Source organism: Nocardia arthritidis, assembly GCF_011801145.1.
Taxonomy (GTDB): Bacteria; Actinomycetota; Actinomycetes; order Mycobacteriales; family Mycobacteriaceae; genus Nocardia; species Nocardia arthritidis_A.
Genome location: NZ_CP046172.1, coordinates 4,022,206 through 4,036,871, shown reverse-complemented (window position 1 = coordinate 4,036,871; position 14,666 = coordinate 4,022,206). Strand labels below are relative to the sequence as shown.

Genomic DNA, 14,666 nt, shown 5'->3' with positions numbered 1-14,666 from the left:
AACACGACATCGACTGGCCAGTTTATTGAGATACCGCGTCCCGCGATACGTTCGTCATCCCCAGATCGACCGAACCGTCACCGCCGGCCGCCGCCACGATGCCGAACGACCACCAAGGGCACCACCCCGGCGACCACCGCCGCGACCACGGCCACCAACCGAAATCCACCGGCGGCGAACAATTGTCCCGCCGACAGACTGGCCAGCGCGGAGCTGGCCCACACCACGGCGTCGACCCGCCCCTGTAACCGGGCGCGCTCCCCAGTCGGCAGGTCGCGGCTGAGTGTGCCGCTGCCGCCGACGAATACGAGATTCCAGCCGTAGCCCACCAGGAACAGCCCGATGGGTATCCAGAGCCGATAGGAACCCGGCGCCGCCACGACGGTGATCGCCGCGACCAGCAGCACGGCCAGACCCGCCGTCATGGCGACGCGGCCGCCCCACCGGTCGACGATCCGGCCGGATACCGGTGCGAGCGCGTACATTCCGGCCATATGCGCGCTGATCACCCAGCCCACGGTGTCCAACCCGCTGCCGAGATGGCGCATCTGCACCGGCGTCATCGTCATCACCGAAACCATCACCGCCTGCGCGGCGACCATGGCCACCAGCGGCGCCAGCACCGTTCGTGCACGCAGCGCCGACCACAGCGAGGACCGCTCCGGTCGCCCGTCGTCGGCCCGGCCCGCGGCGTGCGGCAGCGCGACGGTCACCGCCACGGTGGCGACGGCGAATATCGCCGACAGCGCGACCGGTCCGGACAGGCCGGGTAACCGCACACCGTCGGCGGCCGCCGACGCGGGCGCGATGAGGGCGGGTCCGGCGACCGCGCCGACCGTCCCCGCCCACACGATCAGCGATACTCCGAATCCGCGCCGATGGTCGGGCATTACGGCCGCGGCGACATAGCGGGACAACTGGGTCGCACCGTAGCCGCCGCCGAAGACCAGCACGCCGACAAGCAGTGTCGGCAGCGAAGAACGCAGCGCGCCAACGGTCGCGACCACTCCGCCGAGGCCGGCCGCGCAATACATGACCAGCAGCGCGGTGCGGCGGCCGTGCCTGGCCAGCAGCGCGGATGTGCTCAACGCCCCTGCCGCCGTACCCAATACCAGCGCCGCGTTGGACAGCCCGCTCGCACCCGGTCCCGCCTGCTCCGCGGCGAACATCGTCGCCACCGTCGACAAGCCCACCGCGCCGGTATTCATCAGCACCGCGCCGGCGAAAAGCGTTGCCAGCGAACGTCGTCTCGTCGATGCGACCGACTCGGCTCGTTCGACCGGTCCGGGGGCCGACGGCTTGACACCCGACATCGATCCATCTCCTCTGCTGGTCCGCACCGATCGTGGTCAGCGGCTGTCGGCCGGTTCCGGTTCGATGCGGAGTTCCGCACGGAATTGTTTCAGGAGTAGCACCGCGGTGCTGCCGAAGCCGAGGCAAAGTCCGAGCCAGACGCCGTAGCCGCGCCAGTGCAGTAGGTAGGCCGCCCCGGCCATCGCCGGTATCCCGATCAACCAATAGCCGATCACCGTAATGCGCAGGCCCGCGGTCGTATTGCCGAGGCCGCGCAGCATTCCGACGCAAATATTCTGTGCGCCTTTGCAATACTGGTGCGCGATGGCGAACCACAGCAGGGTGGCCGCGGTCGCGACCACCTCGGCATCGTCACCGCCGTGCAGGAACGGCGCCAGCACGAGATGCGGCCCGGCGAGATACGCCAGCGCGAGCACCGTCATGGCGGCGGCGCCGACGGTGAGCGCACGGCGGCCGATCCGCCCGGCCTCGGCGCGGTCGCCCGCGCCGACGGACCGGCTGATCAGAATCGAAGATCCCTGGGAAAGACCGATATTCAGCTGATAGGCGATGTAGGTGAGCTGGTTGACCACATTGCTCGCGGCCAGCATGGCCGGCCCGAACGCACCCATCAACAGGGTGGCGACCGAGGTGATGGCGGCCTCGTTGCCGTAGGTGAGCGATATGGGGATCCCCATTCGCACGATGCGGCGGGCGCTGCCGCGATCGAGATTCCAGCAGTCGAGGGCGAGCAGCCCGGCGAGGTGCGGGTCGCGCCGGATGCGGGAGTAGAAGACCGCGAGGGTGAACACCTGAACGCAGGTTGTCGACAGACCGATGCCGGTCAGGCCGAGTGCGGGCAGCCCGAGCCAGCCGTAGATGAACGCGGCGTTCAGTACCGCGTTGACCGCGATCGACACGATGGTGACCTTCAGCAGCGAGCCGGGCCGACGCATCCCGATCGCGAACTGCCGCAACACATTCAGCCACAGCATCGGCAGCAGCCCCGGGGCGAGCACGATCATCATCGGGCGGGCCTGCTCGACGATCTCCCGGCGTTGCCCGAACCACGGCAGCAGCAGCCCGAACCCGGTGAGCGCCATGGCGGCGACGAGACCAACGACGGTGGCGACGAGAAATCCCGACCGCACCAGGTCGCGCACCTGCGCGCGGGTCCGATCATCGATTTCCGTTCCACCCGTTCGCTTTTCACCGCTGCCGACCGCACCCGCGATCAGATTCCCCACCCCGGTGACCATGCCGACGCACATGGTGCGCACTTGGTTGTACAGCAGGATGGCCAGCCCGCCCGCGGCGACCGCGACGACGCCTATCAGCCCCATCATCGCCAGGTCGACGGTGGTCAACGCGACCTGTGCGAGTTGAATGCCCGCGATCGGCAATGCCAGCGCGATCACCGGCCGATAGCCGCGCGGGTGGATCTTGTCGCCGACGAATCGTGGCATCATGCGGCAGCCCTCGGTCAGTTGGTGTCGAGCGTCCAGACGTATCGGCCGTCGTGCTCGCGCAGCCGGACCTTGGGTGGCAGCGGCAACTGATGGAATTCGCTTTCGTTCTTGTCCATCTGGTAGCCGGCCGTATTCGGATAGATGAGCAGATCGCCGTGCCGCGGCGGTCGCGGAAAGGTGATCTTGCGCCAGGTGAGCACGTCGTATTCGAGGCAACTCGCACCGCCGACAAATGCGGTCACCGGCGAGTCGGTGTCCGAATTCGCTTGCCACAGTATGGGTTCCGGAAGGAATTCGCTGCCCTTCCACTGTTCGGACAGGCTCATGCTCAGCCCGGCCACGGTGACGACACCGTGGTCGCCGCGCCATTTGAATCCCTGCACCGGAAACACCGAGAACCCGGCCTGATCCAGAAGCGCGCGCCCCGGCTCACAAAGCAGCCGGGTCGAGGTCGCGGCGAAGCGCCGACCGACCTCGCCGAGAATCGCCGCGAGCATCCGCGCACCGGCCGGGCTCTGATGGTAGGGGTAGAACTTCGCGAATCGAATACCGGAATGGAACCAGTCGGGGCGGTAGCCGTCCCGAAAACGTTGCCAGTCGGCCGATTCGAGGTAGCTACAGGCGAATCCGCCGCCGATGGAGATCGATGTCGCGGCCAGTCCGCGGGCGCGCGCCGCCACGCACGCGTCGACCAGTCGATCGGCGAGCTCCACCCGCGGCGCGACCTGATAACCGTTGAGGTGGAAGGAGAATCCGTCCATCGTCACCGTGTCCAACGCTTGCGCGCAGCGGTCGACGGCGCGGGCGAGCTGCTCTGGGTCGAGGCCGAATCGACTGTCCGGATCGGCTTCGGGCAGCACTCGCAACAGGATTCGGACTCGGACGCCGATGTCGATCAGACGATCGAGTTCGTCCAGGCTGTCGATGGCGATGAGGCACCGATGACGAGACGCCAACCACAGCAGGCGGTCCGCCTTCGCCGCGCCGGTGACGACGATGTCCTCGCCCCGAATGCCATGCGCCAGTGCGTGAATCAACTCGGGCGCGCTGGCGACGTCGACGCCGCCGTCGTAGCGCGCGCATTCGTCCAGCCAGGCGCCCGCCTTGTTGGCCTTCTTCCCGTAATAGATCTGGCCATCCACGCCCGCAGCGCCGAGCGCAGCCTTGAATGCCGCGAGATTGTCGCCGAATCCGTCCGGATTGATCACATGGAACGGTCCGGATACCGCGCGGGCGATATCGGCGAGCAGGCGGGGGTCGGCCTGCGCCCGCAGCGCCCAGTCGGACTGGATCGCGGGCAGAGCGGGTCCGGTGGCCGAAACTGTCACTGCCACAGTTCGACTCGCTGTCCACGGCCCGCGGCGATCGCGCGGGTGGCGAGCGCGTGCGCCACCGGGATATCGGTGATGATCATCCCGCTGGAGAAGGCGAAGACGCGGTCGTCCCGGCTGCGCCTGCCCGCGGCCCGCCCGGCGAGGATATCGGGCAGGACCGCGTCGATGCGCACGCTGCCGTCGGGTCCGGCCAATCGCGTTCCGGTAACGCCTAATTGGCCGATGCTGGTGGTCACGGTGTAGTCGGCGTCCCGCAACGCGCCGCCGGCGACGCCCTTGCTGGCCACCGAGACGAGCAGTCCGCCGGGCGGCAGCCAACTCGTCTGCACCGGCGGGTGCGCGGCCCGCCCCGAGGCGGCGACCACGATATCGGAGGCAGCCACCGCCGCGGGCACATCCGTCACCAATTCGAGTTCCCTTTCCGGGAAGTGCTCACGGAAGATGCGCTGCGACAAGGCGATTCCATCCGGGTGGGTGCCGAATAACCGCAGCCGCTCCAGCTGCGGCAGCGTCGTGAGCAGATACGGCAGCGTGTGCACGCCCTGCACCCCGGTGCCGATCATCAGCGCCGACCGCGCATCCGGTCGCGCACAGCTGCGCGCGATCAGCGCCGTGGTGGCCGGCGTGCGGGAGGCGCCGACCCGCTGACAGTCCATGAGCGCGTACGGTAGGCCGGTCGCGTCGTCGTACAAACTGATTGTGGTGTAATACTTTTCGTTGGTCCGGCTGCCCTGGCGGTATGACGTCTTGAAGCCGAGGAATTCGAGGTCGCCGTCGTAGCCGAGCATCGAATACGACACCGAATCCCGTGCCTCGTCGGGCAGCGGCATCATCAGCTTCGTCGGGCACCGGGATCGCCCGTTCGCCAGTGCAAGGTAACCGTTTTCGACGGCGTCGATCACATCTTTCGGGGATAGATCCAGATCCGCCAGGTCGCTGCGCGTGAGGATATGCATGCAGACCGCCATCCAATCGTCATGCCGAGAATTCACCGAGAATCGGTGAGCGCCCGCGAGATTGTCAACGGACAGTGGATCGCCACTTGCGCACGCCCGAACGCGTCCCCAGTTCGGGATGCCGCGCCGGCCGAAGTGGTTGGGTTACGATCCCGGCAGTAGCCGAAAGCTATCGATCGCATGTTCTCGCCCGCGTCCTCGGTGATCGCGAGACGCCTTCCACCGTAACGTGTTTCGAGAACGGGGAGGGTAATGCGGTGCCACACGGTCTCGGCAAGGCGCGGATACGGCGGGCAGGCCCGGTCCTGGCGCTGCTGGCCGTGATCCTCTTGACCGTACCCGCCGCGGCGAATTGCGAGTTGCTCTGCGCCGATCACGACGAAACGTCGACGGCCGTCGTCGATACCGCATACGCGTCGACCACCGATGCCCCACAGGTAGAGGCACACGGATGCCCGGACAATCGCGGTCCGGACGTCATCGACTCCAGGACCCGGTCGGCGGTGACCGATATCGTCGCGCCCCTGATCCATTCCGTCCCGCTCGACGGAATGGTCTCGCGGCCCGGCGAATTCGAGATGTCGCGGGTCGGCACGGTGCGCGGGCCGCCGGTCGCGGAACTTCCGGCATGCGATGGCCGGGTTCTGCTCGATCGCTTCTGTATCGCTCGGCGCTGACAGGTCAGCGGCAGGCCGACGGTGTATTCGGTCCCGTCGGCCGGAGTTCGCTGCCCTGCTCATCTTTCGCCGCTGGACGGCGGCCTCGATACCGGAAGCGACAGTCGATGAACAAGATTGCGCTCGATGACCCGACCGAGATCCCCGCGGCGCTGGTCGCGGCGCCCATACCCGCCCGGCGGCCGCACGCCCTCGTCGGCAATACACCCGTGATGTGGGTCGGCGCACCGCTCGCGCCGTGCGGCCGCGGGTTCTGGGCCAAGCTCGAAGGGTTCAATCCAGGTGGAATGAAGGACCGGCCCGCACTGCACATGGTGCGCTGCGCCGAACAGCGCGGAGAGCTCGCGCCGGGGGCGCGGATAATCGAATCAAGCAGCGGCACATTGGGTTTGGGCCTCGCCCTGGCCGGGATCAGCACCCGGCATCCGGTCGTCGTCGTCACCGATCCCGGGCTGGAACCCATGGTGGCGCGGTTACTCAACGCGTACGGCGCGCGAATAGAACTCGTCGACGAACCCCATCCCGTCGGCGGCTGGCAGCAGGCGCGGCGCGAGCGAGTCGCCGAACTGCTCGAGCGAGATACCGGTGCGTGGTGCCCGGACCAGTACAACAATCCCGACAATGTGGCTGGTTACGAGTCGCTGGCACTGGAATTGATCGGCCAGCTGGGCCGAGTGGACGTGCTGGTCTGCGCGGTGGGCACCGGCGGCCATTCCGCCGGTGTGGCCCGCGTGCTGCGCCGGTTCAACCCAGCGATGAGACTCGTCGGCGTCGACACGATCCGCTCCACCATCTTCGGCCAGCCGGCCGGGCCGCGTTTGATGCGCGGACTCGGGTCGAGCATTCATCCGGCCAATGTGGACTACCGCGCCTTCGATGAAATCCATTGGGTCGCACCGTCGGAGGCGGTATGGGCCTGCCGCACCCTGGCGGCGACGCACTACGCGACCGGCGGCTGGAGCGTGGGCGCAGTCGCACTGGTGGCGGGATGGGTCGCGCGCGTGCACGACCCGGATGTGCGGATCGCCGCGATATTTCCCGACGGTCCGCACCGCTATTTCGACACCGTCTACAACGACGCGTACTGCGCCGAACACGAACTCCTCGATATCGACCCACCGGTCGAACCCGCGACTATTGATCATCCGGCGCGGACGACGGTGACGTCGTGGACCAGATGCACCACCGTGCTCATTCCGGAGCGGGCGGCGGACTACGGTCCGCTCGTGCCGACCCACTGGCCGAAGCCCGCGCGGGCGGACCGATGATCAGGCCTGTTGTCGGCGACGTAATCGACCACCGGTTGGCCGGCGAATTGAACCGCGGGACCGCTCGGTTGCGCCCTGGATTCGGCCGAATTCTGGGGAATACAATGCGGTTGGCGGTAGGCGACTCGACTTCGGCTGCCGGACAAGCGATTTGTTCCCGGATATCCGCCTTCCCTTGGCGCAGAACACAACTGGGGACATTATACCGCCTGGTCACGATGCTACGATTTCGGCACGTTCGGGCCAGCCGGGATCGGGACCGACACCGGGCGCACTCGCGAGGCCTGACTTCACAGACCTCCGAATTCCCTTTCCAAACAAGAGATATCGCGAGAAATCCATGTTCAAGAAGTTCGCCGCCGTCGGCGCAGCGATATTCGCGTTCGCCATTCCGATATCCAGCTCGACCAGCTCCGCGGATCCCGGGTTGAATTCACCGCCACCGGATAAAATCACCATCGACGTGGTGACCGTGAACGGAAGCGGCTGCCCGCCCGGATCCGCGGCCGTCGCGGTCGCGCCGGACAATACGTCCTTCACGGTGACGTACAGTCAGTACACCGCGCAGGTCGGCGTCGGGGCGAGCCCGACCGATTTCCGCAAGAATTGCCAGCTGAACCTGCTGGTGCATTACCCCCAGGGTTTCACCTACGGCATAGGTGAGGCGGACTACCGCGGATTCGCCCATCTCGAGGCCGGTGCCAGCGGCCTGGAGCGGGCGCGGTACTACTTCCAGGGCAATTCGCCGAGCACGTATATCGACCACCCGTTCAACGGTGTGTACGACGACGACTGGCAGACAACGGATACGGCCCCGGTCGGGTCGATCGTATTCCTGCCCTGCGGCGAAAACCGCAACTTCAATATCAATACCGAACTGCGGGTGAACGCGGGCTCCTCGGATCCGACCAGGACCACCAGCTTCATGACCATGGATTCCGCGGACGGCAGCATCACCACCACTTACCATTTCTCGTGGAAGCAGTGCTGATCGCGCGGAAATAGCGATCATCGGCAAAGCCGGAGCGGCCCCGATCCGTCAACGGACCGGGGCCGCTCACTCCGTTGCCGCGCGAATCAGGTGACGCCGCTTTCCAACCTCTTGAGAAAAGCCCGGAATGACATTATCCGCCACATCCATCGGGCGGTATTGAAAGTGATTGCGGCACCGCCCAATCCATTTTCGTTTCGCTGAAGACGCCCGCCATCACCGGTCCACCGGAATCGCTTGTGGCGCGATCGATTACAAATCACCCACCTTGCGGACCCGGGTGGTCGCCGCGGAAACCGGTTCGCCGTCGCGGTTTTCGGCGCACAACTGGGCGATCGGGTCGCCGTCGCGGTCCACGAGCACCGAGTGGGGTTCACCGGCGGCGAAGGCGTGGCGTTCGCCCCACTGGCGCATCGCCACCACGACGGTGAAGAGGTCACGACCCGCTTCGGTGAGTTCGTAGGTGTGCCGCTTACCGCTGGGGGCGGTGGCGAGGATGCCGTGATCGACCAGCCTGCGCAGGCGATCAGTAAGGATATTCCGGGCGATGCCGAGGCGCTGCTGGAATTCGGTGAAGGTGGCCGCGCCGTCCATGGCGTCGCGCACGATCAGCAGGCTCCACCGGTCGCCGACGAGGTCGGCGGTTCGCGCGACAGGACAGGTGGGATCGGTCCATTCGCGGCCGGTACCGAGCGTCGTGATCATGAGCCACCTCTCAATCGGTTGCAATTCGAAACCATTATGCCCTACGGTCAAACGGTTGCATTTTGCTACTGATTTGGGAGGTGTGATGGCGACAGGTGTGACAAGGTCGCAGCGATTCGTGCTGGCGCTGGTGTGCGCGGTGGCCGTGTCGACGATCTATGCGATCCAGCCGGTGATCGAGGCCGCGGGCGCCGGCCTCGGATTGGCGCGTGAATCGATGGGCGGGCTGGTCGCCGCCGGACAGATCGGCTATTTCGCCGGTCTGATCCTGCTGGTCCCGCTCGGCGACGTGGTGAATCGCCGCAGGCTCATCACCGTGCATCTGATACTCACCGCCACGGGCGCCGCCGTCGCGGCCGCCGCCCCGAACGGCGCCGTCGCGGTCGCCGGACTGGTGGTCGCGGGCCTGTTCGCGGTGGTGGTGCAGGTGACCGTCGCCTACGTGGCCGCGGTCTCCGCACCGAGCGAGCGGGGCCGCAATATCGGCGCGGTCACCTCGGGTGTGGTGATCGGCATCCTCGGCGTCCGCGTACTCGCGGGCGTCCTGGGCGATACGGTCGGTTGGCGCGCGGTGTACGCGCTGCTCGCCGTGCTCTGCGTGACCCTGGCGTATATCGTCCACGCGACGCTCGACGCCGATCGCGGAACTCCCGGTGCGCGATACACGCAGGTGCTGGCGTCCATGCGGCGGCTCGTGCGCACGGATCGCCTGTTCCTGAGCCGAGGCCTGATCACCTTCTTCCTCTTCGCGTCGTTCGGGACGCTCTGGACCGGGCTCGCCCTCCCCCTCGGCGCCGAGCCATGGAACTTCGGCACAACGCAGATCGGCCTGTTCGGCTTGGTTGGCCTGGCCGGAGCGCTCGGCGCCGCCCGCGCGGGCCGATGGGCCGATGCCGGGCGCGCGCAGCTGATCACCGGTTCCGCACTGGCGCTGCTCACCGTGTCCTGGCTGCTCATCGCACAGCTCCGGACGACGCTTGCGCTGCTGGTCATCGGCATCGTGCTGCTCGACTTCGCCGTCCAGGCGGTGCACGTGAGCAGCCAGCATCTGTTGACCGCGGCGCATCCGGACCGCGCCAGCAGCGTCATCGGGGCCTACATGGCCTTCTATTCCCTCGGATCCGCACTCGGCGCGATCACGACCACCTGGGCGTACGGCACCTGGGGTTGGGCGGCCTCGTGCTGGGCCGGAGCGGGCTATTCCCTTGCCGGACTTGCTGTTTGGGGATTCACCCAGATACCGCGTCGAACGTCGGGCGCGCAGCACGCGAGCCATCCGGAAAACCGGTTGCAACCGCACGGGTAGTGCCGCACGCTGGAGATCTACCCGGATCGCGCCACCTGCGCGCCACCTCGACCATCGAAAGGATCCGCGTGCAGGCTGCTGTCACGGTCACCCCGGCCCGCTTGCCCGAGCTACTACTCGGGCTCGCCACGGTGCGCCCCGTATTCCTCTGGGGCGCACCGGGTATCGGCAAGTCGTCACTCGTGCGCGACTTCGCCGAATCGCTCGGGTTGGCATGCGTGAGCCTGCTCGGCACGCAGCTGGCGCCGGAGGATCTGATGGGGGTGCCGCAGATCCGCGACGGGCGCTCCATATTCTGCCCGCCGGAGACGATCGCCCGCGACGAACCGTACTGCCTATTCCTCGACGAGCTCAACGCGGCGACACCCGATGTGCAGAAGGCCTTCTATTCCTTGATTCTCGATCGCCGGATCGGGAATTACGAACTGCCGCAGGGCAGCATCGTCATCGGCGCCGGAAATCGGGCCACCGACAACGCATTGGCGCGGCCGATGGCCTCGGCGTTGATCAACCGCCTCGCCCACGTGCATCTCGCGGCCTCGTCGGCGGATTGGCTGGAGTGGGCGGCCGGTCACGGCATCCACCCGTGGGTGATCGACTACCTGACCGATCGCCCCGATCACCTGTGGACGGCGCCGCCGAAGACAGAGGAGCCGTTCTCCACCCCACGCTCCTGGCACATATTGTCCGACGCGCTGCATTCCTTCGGCCCGGCCCTGGACGAGGACATCCTCGCCGTGGTCGCACAGGGCACGCTGACACCCGCGCACGCGGCGGCGTTCCGTGGATACGTGAAGACGGTCCGCAGCCGCTACGGCATCGAGGCGATCCTCAAGGGCGAGGCGTCATGGCCGCATCGCGTCGAAGACCGGGATCTGCTGTATTTCCTTGCGGATTCGTTCCGCGGACGGCTGATCAAGGAGCTGCCCGCGAACAAGCAGCACGCCTCGCCCGCGGTCATGAAAATGGCCTACCGTGCGAAATCGCTGCTGGTGCAGTTGGCGGAGATCTCGGTCGAGGTGGCGCAGACCGTGATCGCCGCCGACGCCGACGGCCATCCGGTGCTGCCCGGCTGGTTCCTGATCGAGGCCGCCCGCGACACGCCTCGACTCGTCGAGGCCAGGGCGTGAGCCGATCGCGCGCGAAAAGCGCCGAGACCCAACAAGATCCGGCGACGATCGCCTATCTGGCCGGTCTCGCGCTGGTGCGGGCGAACCCGGCGCTCGACGCATTGCAGGTCAACTTCTGCCGGGACCCGAAATGCACCTCGGCACCGGAACACGGGCTGGCCGCCGTCGATTCGAACGGCGCGATACACGCACACCCGACCCGCCGCGCCGACCCGGACGAATGGGCTTGGGCGCTGGCACACTGCCTGCTGCACCTCGGCTTCGGTCATGTCCCGGCCGCGAAAACCGAACGCCGCCAACCGGATCGGTTCGAGCTGGCGGCCCGCTGCGCCGTGGTCGGCCGCTTCCAGCAGAAGTTCGCCGTCGGCCGCTGCCCGGACCGGCTGCCCGCCACCTACCCCGCGGGTGACGAGGAGCAACTGGCCCGGCGGTGGCGGCTCGAGGGCATTCCCGCGGAGTACGAATCCTGTGGCGCCGCCGGACCAGAGCCCGACCAGATACTGCAACCGATGAACACGTGGAATACCGCGGTGCCGGATTGGCCCGAGGTGTTCGCGCACGCACTCACCCGGACGATCTCGGCCGCCATGGATGTGGCGGGCGGACGGCGCGAGAAGTTCACCGGAGAGCGAATTCCGTTGCGCGCCTGGGATCGCGCCCTCAGCTGGTTCATCTCCTCCTATCCCCTGCTCGGCGGCATCGCGGCCGGTCTCACCCTGGTGGCCGACGCGGAAATCGCCCGCGCGCACGATATTTCCATCGCGGCGGTCAGCGCGACGGCCGGGGAGATCTATATCAACCCGCTGATCCGCTACACCGACGAGGAGTGGCGTTTCGTGCTGGCACACGAGATGCTGCACGCCGCGCTGCGGCACGGCGACCGCTGCGGCGCTCGCGACCCGTACCTGTTCAATATCGCGGCCGACTATGTCATCAACGGCTGGCTGCGTGAGATGGATGTCGGCGACATGCCCGAGGGTTTGCTGTACGACCCTGAGCTCCAAGGCCTTTCGGCCGAGGAGATCTACGACCGGATCGCCGTGGACCTGCGCAGGCTGCGCCGCCTCGCGACGCTGCGCGGCAAGGGCCGCGGCGATATTCTCGGCGAGCCGATCGCCCGCGGCCCCGCCCATTACGTCGACCTCGACGAGTTCTACCGTCGCGGTTTGGCGCAGGGCTTCGAATTGCACAGCGCCCGCGATCGCGGCCTGCTTCCGGCCGGACTGATCGAGGAGATCCGTGCGCTGACCCATCCACCGATCCCGTGGGACGCCCAATTGGCGAGGTGGTTCGACGAATTCGTGCCGCGCCCGCAACCGGTGCGCAGCTACGCCCGGCCGTCCCGCCGCCAGTCCGCCACCCCGGATATCCCCCGTGCCGGCCGGTGGTATCCGCCGGAAGAGGTGGCGCGCTGCACCTTCGGGGTCGTGCTCGACACCTCCGGCTCGATGAGCCGCACACTGCTCGGAAAGGCGTTGGGCGCCATCGCATCCTATGCCGAGGCGCGCGATGTGCCCGCCGCGCGCGTCATCTTCTGCGATGCCGCCCCGCACGACGCCGGATTCCTTCCCGTCACCGAGATCGCCGGACGCGTCCGGGTGCGCGGCCGCGGCGGCACGGTGCTCCAGCCCGGCATCGACCTGCTGCAGCGCGCCCGCGACTTCCCTTCCGGCGCACCAATTCTGGTCATCACCGACGCCGAATGCGATGTGCTGCGCATCCGGCGCGAACACGCCTTCCTCATCCCCGAGGGCGCCCGGCTGCCGTTCACCGCACAGGGACCGGTGTTCCGGGTGCGGTGACGCGCCTCGCGATCAGTGGCCACCTAGGTTAGCTACAATATTGCCGAAGGTTGTTACCGAAGCTTGCCGGGTTCCACTTCGAGAAGCGAGGCAAGATCGTGCATATTGTCCAGAAACCGTTGTACCGCAACATTATCGGCCTACTCGGCACCGTCGCCGCCGGATTGCTCACGGCCGCGACCCCCGCCGCGGCCGACCCGCAACCGCTGCGGATCGAACTCGGCGTCACCAACGGCGTCTGCAGCAGAACACAGATCTTCACGGCCGCACGCGTACCACTCGAACTGGTGGTCGTCACCGCTTTCAACCCGACCACCCAAACCCACCTGCTGATCCCCTCCAAGAACGTCGACCTGCAACTACCCAACACCTGGCTCTGGACCCCCAACTCCATCGACCTGGGCACCAACGACCCGGGCGTGATCTCGTACCGGGTGACTTCCCAACCCTGGTCGGGCAGCTCCCAAGCCGGCTGCCAAGGCATCATCAACTTCGGCTGAACCAGCGGGTGCGCAGTCCCCGCGATCACGGGCGCCCTGCCGACCAGGAATCCTTCACCACCAGGCCGCGAAGCCCCGCGTGATCGGTTCGGCGAGTGGACCGCGCCACGCCGTGCCCGGCGCTTCGGCGCAGATCGAGAGTGACACAATGCAATCCGCCGCCCATCGTGCGCGCGTGCCGAAGCGTATACGGGACGACCTCGATTCCACGCCGCCGCAGGGCCACACCGAGGTCGTGTTGTGCGGCATCGACGACGGCGAGGTCGGGTCGCACCATCAACAGGTTCATCCCGATCCATGTCGATGACAACGGATACCGTGCGGAACAGGGCGAGGCGGCCATCGGCGGACACCAGATGTGCTCCCACGACCGGAGAGGTTCGGGCAGTTGTGCCGGATCGCTGATCCGTTCGGGATTCAACAGCGCCAGTCCCTCGCGCAGCAGGCTGATCGTGGAATCGATGTGGGTATAGGGGTAGACGCCGCGAATCGGGTGCACGCGATAGTCCCCCAGCGCGGACAGCGTGGTCTGCAACCAGCGATGGCCGAGTTCGTTGCCGCTGGCCGATACCAGGTAGAACAGATCGGATCCGCAGCGCAGGACGTTCGCGGCGTCGAAGACCGGTTCGGTCTCGCCCAAGGTGACCCGGCCGTGACCGTCGTCGGGGAACAAGTCGTCCCGCAGTTGCGGCTGCGGCGCCGCGATCCACACCGATCCGGCGAGCATGCGCTGCTGGAACAGCTCTCGCATGCCCGCGAGTTCGAACAGCCGCGCCCGCATAGGACTCGGCGCCTCGATAATGGTCGAGCCGACGATCAGCGCGAGGTCACGGGGGCAGTAGGAATAGAAGCCGCTGGTACGCCAGTGCGGCGTACCGAACTCGCGCTCATGTGCCACCGGGGCCGGCCGAAACACCCGAATCCCGAGGCCTTCCAGCAGCTCGGCGAGTCCGTCGAGATCCTCGGCGGCCTCTGCGAGCACCCGGGGCGGAAAGGCGCCGACCTCGACACCGGCCAGCTCGGCGGCATCGAGATCCGGATAGAGATTCAGCCATGCCGAACGGTCCAGTGGCGGTATTCGCGCACCTTCCGCGGTGCCGACGAGTACCTCGAGCAGCGGGCTGAATTCGTCATGTGATTCCACCGGACCGGGCTCGGCCATAGGCGGGGCAGGGGCAGGCCGCGGCGTGGCCGAGTACGTCACAAAACGGTCCTTTCGGAAGGGAAGGGGCGCA

At 67.1% G+C, this 14,666-nt stretch carries 14 protein-coding genes; 7 read left to right on the top strand and 7 right to left on the bottom strand.

Annotated elements, in window-relative coordinates:
* Window positions 1–77: 77 nt before the first annotated feature.
* The 4 genes from F5544_RS18185 to F5544_RS18170 are packed head-to-tail and all read right to left on the bottom strand — an operon-like array spanning window position 78 to window position 5,052.
* The gene (locus tag F5544_RS18185; RefSeq protein ID WP_167474280.1) at window positions 78–1,313 is read right to left on the bottom strand and encodes an MFS transporter; all 1,236 of its coding nucleotides are present in this window, start codon (window positions 1,311–1,313) and stop codon (window positions 78–80) included.
* A 36-nt stretch (window positions 1,314–1,349) separates the two neighbouring features.
* The gene (locus F5544_RS18180) at window positions 1,350–2,762 is read right to left on the bottom strand and encodes an MATE family efflux transporter (protein ID WP_238847310.1); all 1,413 of its coding nucleotides are present in this window, start codon (window positions 2,760–2,762) and stop codon (window positions 1,350–1,352) included.
* Between the two features lie 14 nt (window positions 2,763–2,776).
* Window positions 2,777–4,096, bottom strand: a complete 1,320-nt coding sequence (locus F5544_RS18175) for an alanine racemase (RefSeq protein WP_342760421.1) — start codon at window positions 4,094–4,096, stop codon at window positions 2,777–2,779.
* Complete coding sequence (locus F5544_RS18170) at window positions 4,087–5,052, bottom strand: ornithine cyclodeaminase (RefSeq protein WP_238847309.1); 966 nt, start codon at window positions 5,050–5,052, stop codon at window positions 4,087–4,089. The genes F5544_RS18175 and F5544_RS18170 overlap by 10 nt, the downstream gene beginning before the upstream one ends.
* Before the next feature lie 257 nt (window positions 5,053–5,309).
* Between F5544_RS18170 and F5544_RS18165 the strand changes: the two genes are divergently transcribed.
* Together F5544_RS18165 and F5544_RS18160 are read left to right on the top strand one after the other, a co-directional pair.
* A complete protein-coding gene (locus tag F5544_RS18165; protein ID WP_167474279.1) occupies window positions 5,310–5,729 on the top strand; it encodes a hypothetical protein in 420 nt (139 codons plus the stop codon).
* A gap of 107 nt (window positions 5,730–5,836) precedes the next feature.
* Window positions 5,837–6,997: a PLP-dependent cysteine synthase family protein gene (locus tag F5544_RS18160; RefSeq protein ID WP_167474278.1), complete on the top strand. Its 1,161-nt coding sequence runs from the start codon at window positions 5,837–5,839 to the stop codon at window positions 6,995–6,997.
* A gap of 213 nt (window positions 6,998–7,210) precedes the next feature.
* Here F5544_RS18160 and F5544_RS46400 read toward each other — a convergent pair whose 3' ends face one another.
* Window positions 7,211–7,537: a hypothetical protein gene (locus F5544_RS46400; protein ID WP_238847575.1), complete on the bottom strand. Its 327-nt coding sequence runs from the start codon at window positions 7,535–7,537 to the stop codon at window positions 7,211–7,213.
* Here F5544_RS46400 and F5544_RS18155 point away from each other — a divergent pair.
* Window positions 7,461–7,988 carry a DUF4360 domain-containing protein gene (locus F5544_RS18155; RefSeq protein ID WP_238847465.1) on the top strand — a complete coding sequence of 176 codons (528 nt, stop codon included), beginning with the start codon at window positions 7,461–7,463 and terminating at the stop codon, window positions 7,986–7,988. The genes F5544_RS46400 and F5544_RS18155 overlap by 77 nt on opposite strands.
* 252 nt (window positions 7,989–8,240) lie before the next feature.
* Here F5544_RS18155 and F5544_RS18150 read toward each other — a convergent pair whose 3' ends face one another.
* The gene (locus tag F5544_RS18150) at window positions 8,241–8,693 is read right to left on the bottom strand and encodes a winged helix-turn-helix transcriptional regulator (RefSeq protein ID WP_167474276.1); all 453 of its coding nucleotides are present in this window, start codon (window positions 8,691–8,693) and stop codon (window positions 8,241–8,243) included.
* Window positions 8,694–8,778: 85 nt separating this feature from the next.
* Between F5544_RS18150 and F5544_RS18145 the strand changes: the two genes are divergently transcribed.
* From F5544_RS18145 to F5544_RS18130, 4 genes are all read left to right on the top strand, one after another.
* Window positions 8,779–9,999, top strand: coding sequence for an MFS transporter (locus F5544_RS18145; RefSeq protein ID WP_174867355.1), 1,221 nt, complete (start codon window positions 8,779–8,781; stop codon window positions 9,997–9,999).
* Window positions 10,000–10,067: 68 nt separating this feature from the next.
* Window positions 10,068–11,129, top strand: coding sequence for an ATP-binding protein (locus F5544_RS18140; RefSeq protein WP_167474275.1), 1,062 nt, complete (start codon window positions 10,068–10,070; stop codon window positions 11,127–11,129).
* The gene (locus tag F5544_RS18135) at window positions 11,126–12,931 is read left to right on the top strand and encodes a vWA domain-containing protein (protein ID WP_167474274.1); all 1,806 of its coding nucleotides are present in this window, start codon (window positions 11,126–11,128) and stop codon (window positions 12,929–12,931) included. The genes F5544_RS18140 and F5544_RS18135 overlap by 4 nt, the downstream gene beginning before the upstream one ends.
* A 98-nt stretch (window positions 12,932–13,029) precedes the next feature.
* Complete coding sequence (locus F5544_RS18130; RefSeq protein WP_167474273.1) at window positions 13,030–13,431, top strand: hypothetical protein; 402 nt, start codon at window positions 13,030–13,032, stop codon at window positions 13,429–13,431.
* A 25-nt stretch (window positions 13,432–13,456) separates the two neighbouring features.
* Here the strand turns inward: F5544_RS18130 and F5544_RS18125 are convergent, their stop codons facing one another.
* Window positions 13,457–14,635, bottom strand: a complete 1,179-nt coding sequence (locus F5544_RS18125) for a scyllo-inosamine-4-phosphate amidinotransferase (protein ID WP_203217589.1) — start codon at window positions 14,633–14,635, stop codon at window positions 13,457–13,459.
* Window positions 14,636–14,666: the final 31 nt, after the last annotated feature.

Coding starts and splice junctions, on each gene's coding strand:
- F5544_RS18185 (WP_167474280.1), bottom strand. CDS start 1,313: ATGTCGGGTGTCAAGCCGTCGGCCCCCGGACCGGTCGAACGAGCCGAG.
- F5544_RS18180 (WP_238847310.1), bottom strand. CDS start 2,762: ATGATGCCACGATTCGTCGGCGACAAGATCCACCCGCGCGGCTATCGG.
- F5544_RS18170 (WP_238847309.1), bottom strand. CDS start 5,052: ATGCATATCCTCACGCGCAGCGACCTGGCGGATCTGGATCTATCCCCG.
- F5544_RS18160 (WP_167474278.1), top strand. CDS start 5,837: ATGAACAAGATTGCGCTCGATGACCCGACCGAGATCCCCGCGGCGCTG.
- F5544_RS18150 (WP_167474276.1), bottom strand. CDS start 8,693: ATGATCACGACGCTCGGTACCGGCCGCGAATGGACCGATCCCACCTGT.
- F5544_RS18145 (WP_174867355.1), top strand. CDS start 8,779: ATGGCGACAGGTGTGACAAGGTCGCAGCGATTCGTGCTGGCGCTGGTG.